At 71.2% G+C, this 18,365-nt stretch carries 15 protein-coding genes; 9 read left to right on the top strand and 6 right to left on the bottom strand.

The annotated features are described in order from the left end of the window. The first annotated feature begins 45 nt into the window (after positions 1-45). The 4 genes from GFH48_RS29240 to ybaK all read left to right on the top strand — a co-directional run bounded on the left by GFH48_RS29240 (position 46) and on the right by ybaK (position 4,100). Positions 46-1,626, top strand: a complete 1,581-nt coding sequence (locus tag GFH48_RS29240; RefSeq protein WP_153291098.1) for an oxidoreductase — start codon at positions 46-48, stop codon at positions 1,624-1,626. A gap of 172 nt (positions 1,627-1,798) precedes the next feature. Continuing rightward, complete coding sequence (locus GFH48_RS29235) at positions 1,799-2,818, top strand: hypothetical protein (RefSeq protein WP_153291097.1); 1,020 nt, start codon at positions 1,799-1,801, stop codon at positions 2,816-2,818. An 11-nt stretch (positions 2,819-2,829) separates the two neighbouring features. Then, on the top strand, positions 2,830-3,570 hold the full coding sequence (locus tag GFH48_RS29230) for an LON peptidase substrate-binding domain-containing protein (RefSeq protein ID WP_153291096.1): 741 nt from the start codon (positions 2,830-2,832) through the stop codon (positions 3,568-3,570). Between the two features lie 26 nt (positions 3,571-3,596). Next, positions 3,597-4,100 carry a Cys-tRNA(Pro) deacylase gene (gene ybaK / locus GFH48_RS29225; protein ID WP_153291095.1) on the top strand — a complete coding sequence of 168 codons (504 nt, stop codon included), beginning with the start codon at positions 3,597-3,599 and terminating at the stop codon, positions 4,098-4,100. Positions 4,101-4,395: 295 nt separating this feature from the next. Here ybaK and GFH48_RS29220 read toward each other — a convergent pair whose 3' ends face one another. From GFH48_RS29220 to GFH48_RS29205, 4 genes are all read right to left on the bottom strand, one after another. After that, positions 4,396-5,055, bottom strand: a complete 660-nt coding sequence (locus GFH48_RS29220) for an AAA family ATPase (protein WP_153291094.1) — start codon at positions 5,053-5,055, stop codon at positions 4,396-4,398. A 34-nt stretch (positions 5,056-5,089) separates the two neighbouring features. Then, positions 5,090-5,911 carry an ABC transporter permease gene (locus tag GFH48_RS29215; protein ID WP_194280714.1) on the bottom strand — a complete coding sequence of 274 codons (822 nt, stop codon included), beginning with the start codon at positions 5,909-5,911 and terminating at the stop codon, positions 5,090-5,092. 109 nt (positions 5,912-6,020) lie between these two features. Next, the gene (locus GFH48_RS29210) at positions 6,021-7,043 is read right to left on the bottom strand and encodes an ABC transporter ATP-binding protein (RefSeq protein ID WP_194280713.1); all 1,023 of its coding nucleotides are present in this window, start codon (positions 7,041-7,043) and stop codon (positions 6,021-6,023) included. Positions 7,044-7,265: 222 nt separating this feature from the next. After that, entirely contained in the window at positions 7,266-8,483 is a 1,218-nt protein-coding gene (locus GFH48_RS29205; protein ID WP_153291093.1) for an NYN domain-containing protein, read from the bottom strand. Positions 8,484-8,712: 229 nt separating this feature from the next. On the opposite strand from GFH48_RS29205, the gene GFH48_RS38685 reads away from it, so the two are divergent. Further along, positions 8,713-8,889, top strand: a complete 177-nt coding sequence (locus tag GFH48_RS38685) for a hypothetical protein (protein ID WP_194280712.1) — start codon at positions 8,713-8,715, stop codon at positions 8,887-8,889. Between the two features lie 92 nt (positions 8,890-8,981). On the opposite strand, the gene dnaE is transcribed toward GFH48_RS38685, so the two are convergent. Continuing rightward, complete coding sequence (dnaE, locus tag GFH48_RS29200) at positions 8,982-12,521, bottom strand: DNA polymerase III subunit alpha (RefSeq protein WP_153291092.1); 3,540 nt, start codon at positions 12,519-12,521, stop codon at positions 8,982-8,984. Positions 12,522-12,813: 292 nt separating this feature from the next. Here dnaE and GFH48_RS29195 point away from each other — a divergent pair, with 292 nt between their 5' ends. The 4 genes from GFH48_RS29195 (at position 12,814) to GFH48_RS29180 (ending at position 17,609) form a co-directional block, all read left to right on the top strand. Further along, positions 12,814-14,142, top strand: coding sequence for a DUF2252 domain-containing protein (locus tag GFH48_RS29195; protein WP_153291091.1), 1,329 nt, complete (start codon positions 12,814-12,816; stop codon positions 14,140-14,142). A 91-nt stretch (positions 14,143-14,233) separates the two neighbouring features. Beyond that, a complete protein-coding gene (locus GFH48_RS29190) occupies positions 14,234-14,914 on the top strand; it encodes a hypothetical protein (protein ID WP_153291090.1) in 681 nt (226 codons plus the stop codon). 83 nt (positions 14,915-14,997) lie between these two features. Beyond that, positions 14,998-15,810 (top strand): DsbA family protein, encoded by an 813-nt coding sequence (locus GFH48_RS29185; protein ID WP_153291089.1) that lies wholly within the window; start codon positions 14,998-15,000, stop codon positions 15,808-15,810. Between the two features lie 131 nt (positions 15,811-15,941). After that, positions 15,942-17,609, top strand: coding sequence for an alkaline phosphatase D family protein (locus GFH48_RS29180; protein ID WP_153291088.1), 1,668 nt, complete (start codon positions 15,942-15,944; stop codon positions 17,607-17,609). Between the two features lie 82 nt (positions 17,610-17,691). On the opposite strand, the gene GFH48_RS29175 is transcribed toward GFH48_RS29180, so the two are convergent. Continuing rightward, positions 17,692-18,261, bottom strand: coding sequence for a dienelactone hydrolase family protein (locus GFH48_RS29175; RefSeq protein ID WP_153291087.1), 570 nt, complete (start codon positions 18,259-18,261; stop codon positions 17,692-17,694). Between the last annotated feature and the right edge of the window lie 104 nt (positions 18,262-18,365).

Raw genomic sequence — 18,365 nt, 5'->3', positions numbered from 1 at the left:
CGGATGTACGAAACCCGCGAGTAGCTGGGGAGGAAGGGAAGAACCGTGACCGAGGGTGCCGGCCTCCGCGCCGGGGACCTGCCGGACGAGCTGACCGCCGCCGAGGCCGGGATGTGGCAGGCCTTCCGCAACGGCAGCGTGTACGACCTGCGCGACGGGGACACCGCCGTGGACGATCCGCACGGCGGCCACCCCTGGGGGCCCGAACGCAGTGTGCGGGCCCGGATCGTGGCGTGGCTGCTGCTCGACGGGCCGCCCGCCCTGCAGGGCCGGGTCGCCTCCCTGAAGCTGACCGGCGTGCAGATCTCCGACGTGCTGGACCTCGCCGGCGGCACCGTGGTGCCGTACGTCGAGCTGAAGGGCTGCCGGTTCGAGAAGGAGATCCTGCTGCCGGAGGCCCGCTTCACCACCGTGCGCCTGGTCGACTGCTCGGTGCCGCGCCTGGAGGCGGCCCGGGTGCACACGGAGGGCGACCTGCATCTGCCGCGCTGCCGGTTCCACAACGGCGTGCGGCTGACCGACGCGCACATCGGCACCGACCTGATGCTCAACCAGGCGGTGGTCTACCGGGACCGGCGCGGCCGCTCGATCACCGGCGACGGCATGTTCGTGGGTCAGGACCTGCAGGCGGAGATGCTGGAGTCGCACGGCGAGCTGAGCCTGCGCGGGGCGACCGTCGGCGTCTCGCTCAGTCTGCGCGGCAGCAACCTGAGCAATCCGTACACCCGGCTCGCCCTGAACGCCCCCCAGCTGACCGTCAACCGCACGCTGTACATGACACCCGCGGCCGTCGGGGCGCCCTGGCTGACGAGCGGGACCACCCCGGCGCGCGGCACGCTCGTGCAGCGGTTCGAGTGCCGGGGCGGGATACGGCTGGACGACGGGCGGTTCGGGGACGCGGTCGACTTCGAGCGTGCCCGTTTCACCTTCGACGACGACCAGGAGCTGTCGCTGCTGCGGGTGCAGACGCCGGAACTGCGCTTTCTCGGCGAGCGGCCCGAGCGGGGCAAGGTCGTCCTGTCCGGCGCGCGGGTCGTCAACCTGGTCGACCGCGCGGACAGCTGGCCCCGGCCGGGCAATCTGCACATGGGCGGCTTCAGCTACGAGAACCTCGTGCCCCAGGGCGCGTTCCCGCTGACGCGGCGCCTGGAGTGGGTGGCGGCGGCGACCGCCGAGTACAGCCCGGAGCCGTACGAACGGCTGGCCACCGTGCTGCGTGACTCCGGCGAGGACGAGGACGCGCGCGAGGTGCTGCTGGCCAAGCAGCGGCGCCGCCGCGAGACCCTGCCGCTCGCGGCCAAGCTGTGGGGGTACGCGCAGGACTGGACGGTCGCCTACGGGTACCGGCCCGGCCGCGCCGCCCTGTGGATGGCGGTGCTCTGGGCGGCGACGTCGATCGCCTTCTCGCACGCGAGCCATCCGCCGGTCGACGACGGCGGACATCCGCCGTGGAACGCCGCGCTGTTCGCCCTGGACCTGCTGCTGCCCGTGATCGACCTCGGACAGGTGGGCGTCTGGCAGCTGCGCGGCGGCTGGCAGTGGCTGGCCGCCGTGGTGATCCTGCTCGGCTGGATCCTGGCGACGACGGTGGCGGCGGGAGCGACCCGGCTGCTGAGGCGCAGCTGACTCGACCGCGACCGGGGCACGACCGCCACTGTTGGCCAGGGTTCAATAGCCGAGAAACGGGCACTATTTGCCCATTCTTGACTGTTCGGCGTACAACCAATCAGCGGTTACGAAAGCTTCACCGCGCCCCCTCTGGCACAGCCCCGACCTGCGTCTTTCAATGGTCGATACCATGGCACTGCTGCGCGCGCTCATCCGCACGGCCCGGATGGCCCGGAACTCCCCGCGTCTCACCTCCGGGCTGCCCGGCGACGACGAGGTGCTGCTGGACGCCCCCGACGACCGGCTCGGCCCGGCCCTGGTCGACGCGGGCCGCGGCGAGTACGGCACCACCGCCAAGCTGCTCGCCACCACCCGCGAGGCCGCCGAGTGGGAGAACCGCGACCGCTACACGATGCGTCTCGCGGCCTTCGCGCGCTGCCGCGGCGAATGGCTCGACGCCTGGCAGGGCGACTCCCCGCACGACCCGGACGCGCTGCTGGTCAAGGCGGAACTCGCGGTGCGCCGCTGGTGGGACTCGCCCGCCCGCGCCGAGCTGCTGCGCCAGGTCGGCCCGCTGATCACGGCCGCCGCCGAGGGCGACCCGCACGACCCGGTGCCGTGGCGGATCGCACTCGACCACGCCAGGGGGACCAACGCCGGGCACACCGAGTTCGAGAAGCTGTGGGGCGAGGCCGTACGCCGCTCCCCCCACCACTACGGATGCCACGTCGCCGCCCTGAAGTACCTCTCGGCCGCCTGGTACGGCTCGCACCACGAGTGCTTCGACTTCGCCGAGCGTGCCGCCCAGGACGCGCTGCCCGGCTCCCTGGTGCAGGCCCTGCCGGTGCGCGCCGCCTTCGCGTTCCTGACCGAGGGCGGCGGAGCCGTGGTGCGGCGCGAACGGCTCGACGCGGCGGCCGACCTCGCCATCGCGGTCTCGGCGGCCTACGGGCCCAGCGACCCCTGGCCCGCCGAGGTCCGCAACCTGCTCACCTACGTCCTGATCAGGCTGGAGCGCTGGACGGACGCCCTGGAACAGCTCCGTCTGATCGGCCCCTACGCCACCTCGTTCCCCTGGGACCGGGTCTCGGACGACCCTCTGGGCCAGTTCCTGGAACTGCGCGACGGGGTACGTCTGGAGGTCGCGTCCCGCATGCCCGTACATCCACGGAGTGAGCACGGCGGACGCGCTCCCTCCGGCGACCATTAGGCTTGCCCGTCGTGACCACCGTCCGGCTCCCCCTCTTCCCGCTGAACTCGGTACTGTTCCCGGGGCTCGTGCTGCCCCTGAACATCTTCGAGGAGCGCTATCGCGCCATGATGCGCGAGCTGCTGAAGACCCCCGAGGACGAACCGCGCCGGTTCGCCGTCGTCGCGATCCGCGACGGCCACGAGGTCGCGACGAGCGGCCCCGGCATGCCGGACCAGACCGCCGTACCCGTCCGCGGGCCGGCCGCCGGCTTCGGCGACAACCCCTTCCTCGCCTTCCACGAGGTGGGCTGCATCGCGGACGCCGCGACCATCCGGGAGCGCGCCGACGGCAGCTTCGAGGTACTGGCCACCGGGACCACACGGGTCCGGCTGCTGTCCGTGGAGGCCTCCGGCGCGTTCCTCACCGCCGAGCTGGAGGAACTGCCCGAGGAACCGGGCGAGGAGGCGGGCGCGCTCGCCGAAGGTGTCCTGCGCGCCTTCCGCCAGTACCAGAAGCGGCTCGCGGGCGCCCGCGAACGCTCCCTGTCCACCGGCGCCGACCTCCCGGACGAACCGGCGGTGGTCTCCTACCTGGTGGCGGCCGCCGCGATGCTGGACATCCCGGCGAAGCAGAAGCTGCTCCAGGCCTCCGACACCGCGGCCCGTCTCCGCGAGGAGCTGAAACTCCTGCGCGCCGAGACCGCGATCATCCGTAACCTGCCGTCACTGCCTGCGTCGGACCTGACACGCGGCCCGACGAGCCTGAACTGACACCCCTCGCGCAGCCGGGAAGGCCGATGGCGAAGAAGCCGAAGAAACAGCAGCAGTCCGGGGGCACCCCCGCGACCGTCGCCCTGACGGCGGCGGGCGTCGCGTACACGGTGCACGCCTACGAGCACGACCCCGCGCACCCCTCCTACGGCGAGGAGGCGGCCGAGGCGATGGGCGTCTCCCCCGACCGGGTCTTCAAGACCCTGGTCGCCGACGTGGACGGCGCCCTCGTCGTCGCGGTGGTCCCGGTCGCGGGCTCCCTGGACCTGAAGGCCCTGGCCACGGCGGTCGGCGGGAAGCGGGCCGCGATGGCGGACCCGGCGGCCGCCGAACGCACGACCGGCTACGTCCGCGGCGGCATCTCGCCCCTGGGCCAGCGCAGGAGACTCCGTACGGTGCTGGACGCGTCCGCCCGGCTGCACGAGACGATCTGTGTCTCGGCGGGCCGGCGCGGCCTGGAGGTCGAGCTCGCCCCCGACGACCTCGCCACACTCACGGACGCGGTACGCGCACCCGTCGCACGCCACTGAGCCGACCCGCGGGGGTGGCAGCCCTCAGGGGGCGGGCCGCCCCCGCTCGGCCTGAACGGCCTCGTCCTCAAACGCCGGACGGGCTGAAACACCTGCCCCGGCCTTCACGCGCGGGCCGTCCGCACCCTTTCAGGGCGGGCGCGCATCTCCAGCCCGTCCGGCGTTTGAGGACGAGCCCTTCGGGCGACGCGGGGGTCCAGGGGGCGCGGCGCCCCTGGCGGGGTCCGGGGCGGAACCCCCGGGACGGGACGGGTAGGGCCGGCGGGGGCGAAGAACCCCCGCCCGGTGGACACCCTCAAACCGCCGGAGGCACAGGCGGCAAAGACGAATACGGACTCTCGTAGGGATCCGGATCCCGCGGCCCGAACAGCGCGGTCAGCCCCAGATGCACCAGCAACGCCCCCAGCGACCAGGCCAGCAACGCCCCCTTCGCCCCGAGCTTCAACGGCGCCGAGAAGGTCACCCCCTTGCCCACGGCCTTGGCGTGGGCGACCACGTTCTGCGTGGGCCCCAGATACACGCCGAGCCGCCAGGCGAGCACCGAGCCGAGCAGACCGCCGACCGCCAGCCCGACGACCAGCGGCACACCCCCGCGCCGCCGCACCAGGAACACCACGGCCGCGCTGACCGCCCCGAACCCGAGCGCCAGCAGCGCGAACGTCCCGTCCACCCCGATGGCCTGCTCCCCCTCGGTGTCCTTGAGGTACACGGCCGTGTCGTCCGCGACCAGGGGCACGTGCGGCGCCAGCCACCACCAGAGCACGCCGAACAGCACCCCCGCCAGCGCCACCGCCACCGTGACGACGGCGGCCTCCAGGATTTCGGTCGTCGTCCCGGGCCCGTCCTTCTCGTACCCGGCGTACCCGCCGGCGACGGCGGGCGGGGCCTGCCACCCGTGGGCGTTGTCCGAGGGCTGATGATGCGGCGGCGGAGGCGGAGTCAGCGGTGCGGTCACCCTGACATCGTGCCAGGCCCGGCTGTCGGCCGCGTCACCGGACGGCCGCCCGGCGGTACGCCCAGGTCGCCACGGCCAGCGAGGCGACGCCGACACCCGCGCAGACGGCGAGGTCGGCGAGGACGAAGGTCCAGTCCGGGTGCGCCCCGAAAGTCCGCGCGAAGGCCTCGACGCCGTACGTGGAGGGGAGCAGATCACGCCCGTACCGCACGACCGTGGGCAGCCGGTCGGCCGGCAGCACCCCCAGCAGCAGCGCCGCGGACATGCCCAGCTGTCCCAGCAGCGTCGCGAGTTCCGGCCTCGGCGCGAGCAGCCCGAGCGCCGCCCCCAGCCCGGCGAGCGCCGCGCCCGCGAGCGGGATCACCGCCACGAGCACCCACAGATGGGCCATCGGCAGCCCGAAGAGCACACAGCCGAAGACGGCGGTGGCGACGGTCCCCGGCACGGTGAAGGACGCGTACGCGCCCGCGGCACCGAGCACGACGGCCGCGGGCGGCACCGGCAGGGTCGCGTAGTGGTCGAGGCCACCGCCGGCCCGCAGGTGCCCGAAGTACTGCGCGAGGAGGTTGAGCGCGACGAACGCGACCACGAGGACCGTCGCCCCGGCCACCACGGCCCGCGCCTCGCCCCCGCCGTCCACCACGCCCCGCATCAGGATCATGATCCCGACGGACTGGAAGGTGGCCACGAACAACAGCGGGATCCGCGCCACCCGTGCCCGGGAGAGCTGGGCCCGGTACACGGCCGCGAGGGAGGGCCACAGCCGCGCCCTCGGCCCGAGTTCCACGGCGTCGCCGATCTCCTCGGCCACGGGCAGCGCGCTGCCCGGCAGCACCTCGGCGGGTACGACACTCACGTCGAGCTGCTCCTCTTCGCTCCGGCAGCCGTCCTGTCCCTGTTGCGCACGCCCATGACACCCCTCCCCGTCCGTACAGACTCCCCTACGGATTCCAGGCCCCCCGTGCTCATGCCTTGACCAGCCCCTGCGTGTCGCCACCGAGCGCCAGGTACACGTCCTCCAGGCTCGGCGTGGCCAGTGTGAAGTCGTCGAGCGCGGCGAAGGCGGCCCCGCCGGTGACCGTGGCGACCGCCGCCCGGGCCTCGTCGGGCGCGAGCCGGAGGGTCCAGCGGCGGCCCGACTCGACGGCCCGTGAGCGCAGCGCGGCGACCTCGGGCACGTCCAGTGGGGCGTTCTCGCGCCAGACGAGTTCGACCCGGACCTCGCCCGCGACCCGCTCCTTCAGACCGGCCGGGGTGTCGCAGGCGATGACGCGGCCGCGGTCGAGGACGGCGACCCGGTCGAGGACGGTCTCGGCCTCGATGACGTTGTGGGTGACCAGCAGCACGGTCGTACCGCGCTCGGCCCGGCGGCGGTCGACGGCGGCCCAGACGGCGCGCCGGGCGACGGGGTCCATTCCGGTGGTCGGCTCGTCGAGGACCAGCAGCGGCCGCTCCCCGACGAGTGCGGCGGCGACGCACGCGAGCCGCCGCTGCCCGCCCGACAGCTTCTTCAGGGGGCGGGAGGCCAGCGCGGTCAGGCCCAGCTCGTCCAGGACGGCGTCCCGCTCGGCCCGTGCCTGACGCAGCTCCAGTCCGCGCAGCCGTGCGGTCGTCTCCGCCGCCAGCGACACGGTCAGCTCGTCGAGAGCGGTGGACTCCTGTCCGAGGTAGGCGAGGATCCGCGCCGCCCGTTCGGGGTGGCGGACGATGTCGTGCCCGAGGATCTCGACGCTGCCGCTGTCGGGCCGCATGAGTCCGGTGAGCTGGCGGACGAGGGTCGACTTGCCGGCGCCGTTCGGTCCGAGGAGCCCGAAGATCTCGCCGCGCCGGATGTCCAGCCGCACCCCGTCGGTGGCCCTCACCTCGGGCGTGCCGGGGGCGCCCCGGCGTCCGCGGACGGCCGGATAGGTCTTGGTCAGCGCGCGTACCGCGCACACGAGACCGCCCCCGTGTCCGTTCCGGACTGCCTGTGCCGTGCGCGTACTCACGAAGGACGAGCCTACGGGGTCCGATGCCCCGTTATGCGCCCGGGGCCCTCGCCCCGGTCCGGTCCCGAGCGGCGCTGGACCGACTCTCCAGCCCGGCGTGCGCTCGGCCGGCCCTGCCGGGGACCCGGACCGGGCGGGCTCCTCCACGGGCCCGGGGGGCCGGGTGGCCGGAGCCCGGCCGGCCGCGGCGGAGGGACGGGCGGGGTGGGGCGGCTCCCCGGTTCACTCCCCGGCGGGGGCGTGCTGCGCGGCCGTACGCACGTCGATCTCGCGCCAGAAGCCCGCCCGGATGGCATAGCGGTCGTGCTCGTCGATCTGGTCGTCCTTGTGCGCGAGCAGTCCGAACCGCGCGGCGTAGCGCAGCAGCTCGCCGTCGACACGGTGCGGGACGCGCGGGTACATGGTGGACAGCTTCTGCAGATGGCTCTGGTCCGTCAGCCGCCCCATCCAGCGGCGCGCGAAGACCTGTCCGACCTCGTACGGGTCGCCGCCGACCGTGGTGATGTCCTCCTCCCGGTCCGCCCAGCGCTGCTCGGCCGAGGTGAGCTGGGCGAGCGTGGGCAGTGCGGCGGCCTCGCCGGACTCCGTGGTGCCCCCCGGCCGCTCGACCCATCCCTTGTCGGAGGACCAGCGCAGGGTGGCGCTGGTGGGGGGCTGGGCGGCCTGGACGCCCGGCGCGCGCAGTGCGGCGAGGTCCTTGGGGGTGGGGACGCCCTTGGGGGTGGGAACACGCTCCTCGGCGCCGTTCTGCGACTCGGCGGCCGGACCGTGCTCCACGTCCTGGGCGGGGCGCTCGGCGGTACCGGCGAGCGAGGAGTCGGGCAGCGGCGCGGAGAGGATCGCGGCGATCTCGGGCCGCGGCGCGGGCGGTGGGGCGCAGATCCCGCCGATCTCCTTGGCCCGTACGGCCTTGGTGATCCAGGCCCGGTCCAGCACCCGCCGTTCGTCGGCCTCGGCGACCAGGTCCTCGGACTGGTTGTAGTCCCCGTCGGCGGCCTGCACGGCCCACAGGTGCACGGCGACACCGTGCTCCTTGGCGGCCATCATGCCCGGCAGCAGATCTCCGTCGCCGGTCACCAGGACCACGTCGGAGCAGGCGCGGTTGCGGGCGAGTTCGGTGAGCTCGGCGTGCATGGCGGCGTCGACGCCCTTCTGCGCCCACCGTCCGTCGCTGCGGGTCAGCGCGCCGAGGCGTACCGTCACCCGCGGCATCACCCTGAGCCTGCGGTGTTCCGGCTGCGGTACGCGGTCGGGGGCGCCGTCGAACCAGTAGATGCGCAGCAGGGGCCGTTCCGTGTCGGATTCGGCCCGCTCGCGCAGCCCCTGGATGAGGGCGCCGTGGTCGACGGTGATCCGGGATCTCGAGGGCTCCCCGGCCAGGAGGCTGGCGGCAGCACCGAGCAGATACCCGGCGTCCACCAGGACGATGCAGCGGTCCACGGGGTCCACCCTCTTTCCGGTTTCCGGGAGGTTTGCTTCGGGCTTCCTTCGAGTCTGCCCGACGCCGCGGAGGTTAACGGCCCGAACTCGATCTTCGGCGTGGCGTATCGGGGGACAACGCTCCGACAGGGCTTATTACGCACGGTAATTCTCCGAAATGCACTGCTTGTCAGGCTATGTGAATCTGGATCCGGCCCTGACCCCTCGGGCCCCTCAGGAGGCAATCACCATGGCCAAGAACAAGAACCGCAAGCAGGGCAGCCAGCAGGACCGCTCCTCGCAGACCGAACGCGGACAGGAGCAGGCGCAGCGGTCCTCGACGGAGGCACACACGCCGATGCCGCAGTCCCAGGGCAGCCCGGCGGACGTAGCCCGCAAGCACCAGAAGCGTTTCGGCCACAACTGAGGCCACACGTAAGGGCTGTTGCAGCCCACGCATACACCGAGGGGCGCATCCGGTCTTGGATGCGCCCCTCGCATACCTCTGTCCCCCCGGTCTCAGCCCGCCAGGCAGGACGGGCCCAACAGGACCTTCAGGTCGCCGAAGAGGGCCGGGTCGGGCTTCACCCGGTGCCGGTCGAGCCGCAGGACGGTGGTCTTGCGCGGGCCCTGGAGCCTGATGCGCACCTCGCTCTCGCCCTTGTGGTGGCTGAGGATCTCACCGAGCCTGCTGACCATCGGCGGGGTGACCTTCAGCGCCGGGATGGTGAGGATCACGGGCGCGTTGGTGCCCGCGTTGGACAGGTCCGGGACCTGCAGCTCCATCGCGACCAGGCGCGGCACGTCCTCGCGCTTGTCGAGGCGCCCCTTGACGAAGACGACCGCGTCCTCGACGAGTTGGGTGGACACCAGCTGGTAGGTCGCGGGGAAGAACATGCACTCGATGGAGCCCGCGAGGTCCTCCACGGTGGCGATCGCCCAGGCGTTGCCCTGCTTGGTCATCTTGCGCTGGAGGCCGGAGATGATGCCGCCGATGGTGACGACGGCACCGTCCGCGTGCTCACCGCCGGTGAGCTGGGAGATGCCCGCGTCGGCCTTGTCGGACAGCACGTGCTCCAGACCGAACAGCGGGTGGTCGGAGACGTACAGACCGAGCATCTCCCGCTCCTGGGCGAGCAGATAGGCCTTGTCCCACTCGTCGGTCGTGAACTCGACGTCGAGTCCGAAGCCGGGCTCGCTGGTGTCCTCGTCGCCCATGCCGCCGAAGAGGTCGAACTGGCCCTCGGCCTCCTTGCGCTTGACCTGCACCACGTTGTCGATCATCGGCTCGAACTGCGCGGTGAGGCCCTTGCGGGTGTGCCCCATGGTGTCGAACGCGCCGGCCTTGATCAGCGATTCCGTGGTGCGCTTGTTGCAGGCGACGGCCTCGACCTTGTCGAGGTAGTCGGGGAAGGAGCCGTACTTCCCCTTGGCCTTGCGGCTCTTGATGATCGACTCGACGACGTTCGTGCCGACGTTGCGGACGGCGGAGAGGCCGAAGAGGATCACGTCGTCGCCCTGCGCGGCGAAGTTCTGCTCGGACTCGTTGACGTTGGGCGGCAGCACCTTGATGCCCATGCGCCGGCACTCGTTGAGGTAGATCGCGGACTTGTCCTTGTCGTCCTTGACCGAGGTGAGCAGACCGGCCATGTACTCGGCCGGGTAGTTCGCCTTCAGATAGGCGGTCCAGTACGAGACCAGGCCGTACGCGGCCGAGTGCGCCTTGTTGAACGCGTAGCCGGCGAAGGGGACCAGGACGTCCCACAGGGCCTGGATGGCCTCGGCGCTGTAGCCCTTCTTCTGGGCGCCCTCCTGGAAGAGGACGAAGTTCTTCGCCAGTTCGTCGGGCTTCTTCTTGCCCATCACGCGGCGCAGGATGTCGGCCTCGCCGAGCGAGTACCCGGCGATGATCTGCGCGGCCTTCTGCACCTGCTCCTGGTAGACGATCAGGCCGTAGGTGACGGCCAGGACCTCTTCGAGGGGCTCCGCCAGCTCCTTGTGGATCGGGGTGATCTCCTGGAGCTTGTTCTTGCGGAGCGCGTAGTTCGTGTGCGAGTCCATGCCCATCGGGCCGGGACGGTAGAGCGCCGAGACGGCGGAGATGTCCTCGAAGTTGTCGGGCTTCATCAGGCGCAGCAGGGAGCGCATGGGGCCGCCGTCGAACTGGAAGACGCCGAGGGTCTCGCCGCGCTGGAGCAGTTCGAAGGTCGTCGGATCGTCGAGCGGGAGGGCCAGCAGGTCCAGGTCGACGCCCTTGTTGGACTTCACCATCTTGACGGCGTCGTCCATGATCGTCAGGTTGCGCAGGCCGAGGAAGTCCATCTTCAGCAGGCCGAGCGACTCGCACTGTGGGTAGTCCCACTGCGTGATGGTCACGCCGTCCGTGTGCCGCACCCACACCGGGGCGTGGTCGACGATGGGTTCGCTGGACATGATGACGCCGGCGGCGTGCACGCCCATCTGCCGGACCAGTCCCTCGACGCCCTTGGCGGTGTCGATGACCTTCTTGACGTCCGGCTCGTTCTCGTACATCGCGCGGATCTCGCCCGCCTCGCTGTAGCGGGGGTGCGAGGAGTCGGTGATGCCGTTCAGGTCGATGCCCTTGCCGAGGACGTCGGCGGGCATCGCCTTGGTGAGGCGGTCGCCCATCGCGTACGGGTAGCCCAGTACGCGCGCGGAGTCCTTGATGGCGTTCTTCGCCTTGATCTTGCCGTAGGTGCCGATCATGGCGACCTTGTCGGCGCCGTACTTCTCGGTCACGTACCGGATCACCTCGACGCGCCTGCGCTCGTCGAAGTCGATGTCGACGTCGGGCATGGAGACGCGCTCCGGGTTGAGGAACCGCTCGAAGATCAGGCCGTGCGGGATCGGGTCGAGGTCGGTGATGCCCATGGCGTAGGCGACGATCGAGCCGGCCGCGGAACCACGGCCCGGGCCCACCGCGATGCCCTGGTTCTTGGCCCACATGATGAAGTCGGCGACGACGAGGAAGTACCCCGGGAACCCCATCTGGATGATGACGTCCATCTCGTACTCGACCTGCTTCTGGCGGTCCTCGGGGACGCCTGCGGGGAAGCGGCGCTCCATGCCGAGCCGGACTTCCTCCTTGAACCAGGTGACCTCGGTGAACCCCTCCGGAATGTCGAACTTCGGCATGAGGTTCTTCGCCTCGAACATGCCGCTCGTGTCGATCTGCTCGGCGACCAGGAGGGTGTTGGCGCAGCCCTGCTGCCAGGCCTCGGAGGAGTCGACGGCGTACATCTCGTCCGTCGTCTTCAGGTAGTAACCGGTGCCGTCGAAGCGGAAGCGGTCCGGGTCGGAGAGGTTCTTGCCGGTCTGGATGCAGAGCAGGGCGTCGTGCGCGGTCGCCTCGTGCGCGTACGTGTAGTGCGAGTCGTTCGTCACCAGGGGCGGGATGCCGAGCTTCTTGCCGATCTCCAGGAGGCCGTCGCGGACCCGGCGCTCGATCTCGATGCCGTGGTCCATCAGCTCCAGGAAGTAGCGGTCCTTGCCGAAGATGTCCTGGTACTCGGCGGCCGACTTCAGGGCCTCGTCGAACTGGCCGAGGCGCAGCCGGGTCTGGAGCTCGCCGGAGGGGCAGCCGGTGGAGGCGATGAGCCCCTCGGACCACTGGGAGATGGTCTCCTTGTCCATCCGGGGCCACTTCTGGAGCCAGCCCTCGGCGTACGCGTCCGAGGACAGCTTGAAGAGGTTGTGCAGTCCCGTCCGGTTCGCCGCCCAGATCGTCTTGTGCGTGTACCCGCCCGAACCGGACACGTCGTCGCGCTTCTGGTGGGGCTGGCCCCACTGGATCTTGCGCTTGTTGCGCCGGGACTCCGGGGCGACGTACGCCTCGATGCCGATGATCGGCGTGACGCCCGCCTTCTTGGCCGTGTGGAAGAAGTCGTACGCCCCGTGCAGGTTGCCGTGGTCGCTCATGGCGATGTGTGTCATGCCCATCTCATTGCAGGCATCGAACATGTCCTTGAGCCGCGCGGCACCGTCCAGCAGCGAGTACTGGGTGTGGACGTGCAGGTGCGTGAACGGCGGCTTCGACACGGTTTCGGCCTCCAAGAAGAACGATCGGCGACAGTCTGGGGGGACAGCGTCGAAGTCTATGACGCGCGACTGACACGTCGGAGTGAACACCGCGACGCGAGGTGCGCGGAGGCGTCCCGGGGCGGTGCCGGCCGGGTGACGGGCGGCCGGATCGGCCGTACCTTCGTGCGGGGAACGCGGGCACTCCCGCGTACCTTCGTCCGTTGGGAGGACGAAGGCGTCCGTCCCGGACGGACGGCCCTGTCGTCCTTCCCTCATGTCACGCACCACCTGCACCAGGAGGCACCCAGCGATGTCGGTCCCGCAGCTCAGCGCCGAGCAACGCGGCGAGCAGATCCTCGCCGTCTTCGACACCGCCTTCGGCGAGCTCCTGGCCGCCGACCCGGCCGCGTTCCGCGTGAAGTTCCGCAAGATGGCGGCCTCCGCCTTCGCGTTCTACCGGGGCACGGCGGGGCTCTTCTACCACGACCTCGAGGCCGACCGGCGGGGCGGCCCGTACCTGGACGAGCGGACCTCCCGGGTGTGGATCCACGGAGACCTGCACGCGGAGAACTTCGGCACGTACATGGACGCCCAGGGCCGCCTGATCTTCAACGTGAACGACTTCGACGAGGCGTACGTCGGCCCCTTCACCTGGGACCTCAAGCGCTTCGCCGCCTCCGTGGCGCTCATCGGCTACGCCAAGGCGCTCAGCGACGACCAGATCACCGAGCTGGTCACGGTGTACGCGACCGCCTACCGCGAGCGCATCCACTCGCTCGCCACCGGCGCCAAGAGCGACGAGGTGCCGCCCTTCACACTGGACACCGCCGAGGGCCCGCTGCTGGACGCGCTGCGCGACGCCCGCTCGCTGACCCGCTTCGGGCTGCTCGACTCCATGACCGAGATCCGTGACTTCGAGCGCCGCTTCGCCCCCGGCGGCGGCTCCATCGAGCTGGACGCGGCCACCCGCTACAAGGTGCTCGCCGCCTTCGACGGCTACCTGGAGACGCTCCCCGAGTCCTCGCTCACCCGCCCGGACTCGTACCGCGTGAAGGACGTCGTCGGCCGCCGCGGCATCGGCATCGGCTCGGCAGGTCTGCCCTCGTACAACATCCTGCTGGAGGGCAACAGCGACGCGCTGGAGAACGACGTCGTGATCTACATCAAGCAGGCCCAGACCCCGGCCGTCTCCCGGCACATCACGGACTCCTCGATCCGCGACTACTTCCAGCACGAGGGCCACCGCACGGTGATCTCGCAGCGCGCGCTGCAGGCGCACGCCGACCCGTGGCTGGGCTGGACCGAGCTCGACGGCGCGGGCCAGCTCGTCGCCGAGGTCTCGCCGTACGCGGTGGACCTGGACTGGGGCGACATCGACGACCCGGAGGAGATCGCCGCGGTCGTCGCGGACCTCGGCCGGGCCACGGCCGCGATGCACGCGGCGGCCGACGACGAGAGCGGCCACTCGGAGCTGGTTCCGTTCTCCACGGAGCGGGCCATCGACGCGGCGATCGCGGCCGACGAGGAGGGCTTCGCCACCCTCCTGGTCGACTTCGCGCACAGCTACGGCGCACGCGCGCGCGGTGACCACCAGATCTTCGTGGACCTGTTCCGCAACGGCCGGATCCCCGGCCTGTAGGCACGCCGACGACGGACTCACAACGCTCCCGTAACGCATAGGAACCCTTTAGGGGGCTCTTACGGGAGCGCGTGGGACACTCGGCTCCGCTATGGACATATCCGGGACCCAGCTCAGAGCCGTGCGCGCGGCACTGTTCACGGCTGTCGTCGTGACGCTCTCCGCCGCGTCGCACGTGCTGCTGTCCCGGGTCGCGCTGCCGCTGGGCACCGTGGCCGCGATCACCGCCGCCGTCTTCGTCATCGCGTACACGCTGGCGGGCCGCGAACGCGGCTTCGGACGGATCGCAGCCCTGCTCATCCCGCTCGAACTGGCCGCCGACACGGTGTTCACCACGGGCCAGCACGTCTGTTACGGCAGGTCGGGCGGCCCGGTCGCGGGCCCGCTGCGCGCCGTCGGTCTGGACGTGCTGTGCGGTGGCGGCGTGGGCGCCCCGCTGGCCCGGGTGACCGGTGGCGACGACCACGCCGCCACCCTGCTCGTGCACGCCGACCCGGCCGCCGCCTGGCTGCTGCTCGCCGCGCACGTCTGCATCGGGCTTCTCGCCGCCGCCTGGCTGCGCCGCGGCGAGCGGGCCCTGGACCAGCTGCTGCGCGCCGTGGCCGCGTCCACCTTCCGGCCGCTGCTGATCGCGGTCGCCGCGGTGACCGTACGGCTGGCCCCGGCGCGCCCGCTCCCGCGCCCCGCGCGCCGGAGCGCCCCCTCCCGTACGCGCCTGTTCGTGCACTCACTGGGACGGCGTGGCCCGCCCCGCTCGGCCGCGCTCCTCTGATGAGCGACAGCACCTGAGCACCAGCGGTCCCCCTTCACGTATTCCGCGTACGACGAGTACGCGCCCCCATGGAGATCACCAACATGAGCAAGCGGAACAGCCAGACGGCCAAGTCGGCGGCGCGCGAGAGGCTGCGCATCGAGCGCGAGCGCCAGGCCAAGCGGGACAGGATCAAGCGCCAGGTCATCGTGGCCGGCGGCATCGTCGCCGTCCTCGCGATAGCGGGCGGCGTCGGCTACGCGGTCGTGCAGAACAACAAGCCCGGGTACTGGGAAGCGGCCAAGGACGACAAGCTCGTCAAGCCGGCCAACACCACCGGCGCCGACGGCACCACCGTCGTGCTCGGCAAGAGCACCGCCAAGAAGACCCTGGTGATGTACGAGGACCCGCGCTGCCCGATCTGCGCCCAGTTCGAGCAGACCGTCGGCAGCACCGTCAAGAAGGACTACGACGACGGCAAGTTCAAGATCGAGTACGTCGGCGCCACGTTCATCGACAACGGCAGCCCGGGCGAGGGCTCGAAGAACGCCCTCAGCGCCATGGGCGCCGCGCTGAACGTGAGCCCCGAGGCCTTCCTCGAGTACAAGACCGCGCTGTACTCGGCGAAGTACCACCCGGAGGAGACGGACGACAAGTTCAAGAGCGACGACTACCTGATCAAGGTCGCGGACACCGTCTCCGCCCTCAAGGGCAACGCGGCCTTCCAGAAGGCCGTGAAGGACGGCACCTACGACAAGTGGGCGCTCGACATGTCCGAGAAGTTCAACAAGAGCGGCGTCCAGGGCACCCCGACCCTGAAGATGGACGGCAAGACGCTGACGGGCTCCGACGGCAAGAACGCGCCGATGACCGTCGCCGACTTCAGCACGGCCATGGACAAGGCGCTCGCCGCCTGACCCCTCGGACGGCCGGCCGGGGCGCCACCCGCATCGGGGCACCGGACCGAAATCGTCCAACAGCCGAAGAGCGGGCGAACTTTCTCGGTTCGCCCGCTCTTTGTGCGTACCGGTCGGTAACCTGACCGCTCGTGACCAGTCGCTACAGCTCATCCGACCCCTCGGGCGCCCTCAACTCCCGCGCCCCGCGCCGCCGTACGGTCGTCAAGGCCGCGGCCGCCACCGCCGTTCTCGCCGCCCCCCTCGCGGCCGCCCTGCCGGCGCGCGCCGCCGAGGCCCCCGCCTTCCTGCACGGCGTCGCCTCGGGCGACCCGCTCCCGGACGGCATCCTGTTGTGGACCCGGGTGACACCCACCTCCGCGGCGATACCCGGTTCCGGCGCCGGTCCGGACACCGAGGTCGGCTGGACCGTCGCCAAGGACAAGGCGTTCACCACGATCGTCGCCAAGGGCTCCCTCACCGCGACGGCCGCCTCCGACCACACCGTCAAGGCCGACATCCGCGGCCTGGAACCGGCCACCGACTACTGGTTCCGTTTCTCCGCGGGCGGCACCGACTCTCCCGTCGCCCGCACCCGCACCACACCGGCCGCCGACGCCCCCGTGGCCGGCCTGCGCTTCGGCGTGGTCTCCTGCGCCAACTGGGAGGCGGGCTACTTCTCCGCCTACCGCCACCTCGCGGCCCGCGGCGACCTGGACGCCTGGCTGCACCTCGGCGACTACATCTACGAGTACAAGTCCGGCGAGTACGGGACCCGTGGCACGGTCGTACGGCCGCACGCTCCCGCGGGCGAGATCCTCACCCTCGCCGACTACCGCACCCGGCACGGCCGTTACAAGACCGACCCGGACCTCCAGGCCCTGCACCACCGGGCTCCGGTGGTCGCGATCTGGGACGACCACGAGTTCGCCGACAACGCCTGGTCGGGCGGCGCGGTCAACCACACCGAGGGCGCCGAGGGCACCTGGACCGCCCGGCAGGCCGCCGCGAAGCAGGCCTACTTCGAGTGGATGCCGGTCCGCCCGGCGATCGAGGGCACCACCTACCGCCGACTGCGCTTCGGGAAGCTCGCCGACCTCTCGCTGCTCGACCTGCGCTCCTTCCGGTCCCAGCAGGCGTCCACGGCCAGCGGCTCGGTGGACGACCCGGACCGTACGATCACCGGCCGCGCGCAGCTCGACTGGCTGAAGTCCGGCCTCAAGGCCTCCGACACCACCTGGCGGCTGGTCGGCAACTCGGTGATGATCTCGCCGTTCGCGGTGGGGTCCCTCTCCGCCGACCTGCTCAAGCCGCTCGCCAAGCTGCTCGGTCTGCCCCAGGAGGGCATCGCCCTCAACACCGACCAGTGGGACGGGTACACGGACGACCGCCGCGAACTCCTCGCGCACCTGCGTTCCCAGGCCATCCGCAACACGGTCTTCCTGACCGGTGACATCCACATGGCGTGGGCCAACGACGTGCCGGTGGACGCCGGGACCTACCCGCTGTCCCCCTCCGCCGCCACGGAGTTCGTGGTCACCTCGATGACCTCCGACAACCTCGACGACATCGTCAAGGTCCCCGAGGGTGTCGTGTCGGCGATCGCCTCCCCCGTGATCCGCGCGGCGAACCGGCACGTCCACTGGGTCGACACCGACCGTCACGGGTACGGCGTCCTGGACGTCACCGCCACCCGGGCGCAGATGGACTACTACGTGATCTCCGACCGCGCGAACCCGAACGCCACCTCGTCCTGGTCCCGTTCGTACCGCACACTGACCGGGTCACAGACGGTGGAGCGGACCTACGACCCGGTGTAGACCCGGGTCGCGGACTCCTGACCACCGCCGACCGCCGCCGCGACGGGAGACGGCACGGCTGCGGGTGCCGCTGCCGCTGCGGTTAGAGGCTGTCGAGGAAGCCGAGCGCCACCTTCCAGGTGGCCTCGGCCGCCTCGGCGTCGTGATCGGGCAGTCCGGGGTCGGTGTACAGATGGCCCGCGCCCGCGTACCGATAGATCTCCACATCGGCGCCGGTTCTCCGCATCTGCAGATACCAGGCGCCCAGCCAGTCGTCCGTCTCGAACTGATCCGGCTCGGCGACATGGAGCTGGACCGGCAGTTCGTCCACCGACGCGTTCTCCGCGATGTCCGAGGTGCCGTGCAGCAGGAGCAGCCCGCGGGCCTTCTCGTCGCCGAGGGCCAGCGTCTGCGCCAGGGAGGCTCCGAGGGAGAAACCGGCGTAGACCAGACCGCGGTCCGAATAGGGCGCAGCGGCCAGGACCGCGCGCTTGAGCAGCTCGACCTTGCCGATCCCGTCGTTGAAGGCCATGCCCTCCTCGACGGTCTCGAAGGTGCGCCCCTCGAACAGGTCGGGCGTCCACACCTCGTGTCCCGCGGCCCGCAGCCGGTCCGCCGCCGCGCGCACCGCGGGCCGCAGACCGTACGTCGAGTGGAAGAGCATGATGTTCATGAGTCCCATGGTGCCAGCCGGCACCGACAGTGACGGGCGCGGGGCGTACCCCGTTCCATCCCGAGAACACATGTTCATGACCGCCCGCGGCCGGTTACGTTCTC

Source organism: Streptomyces fagopyri (assembly GCF_009498275.1).
Taxonomy (GTDB): Bacteria; Actinomycetota; Actinomycetes; order Streptomycetales; family Streptomycetaceae; genus Streptomyces; species Streptomyces fagopyri.
The sequence above is the reverse complement of the archived record's forward strand: the minus strand, read 5'-3'. Positions and strand labels throughout refer to the sequence as shown.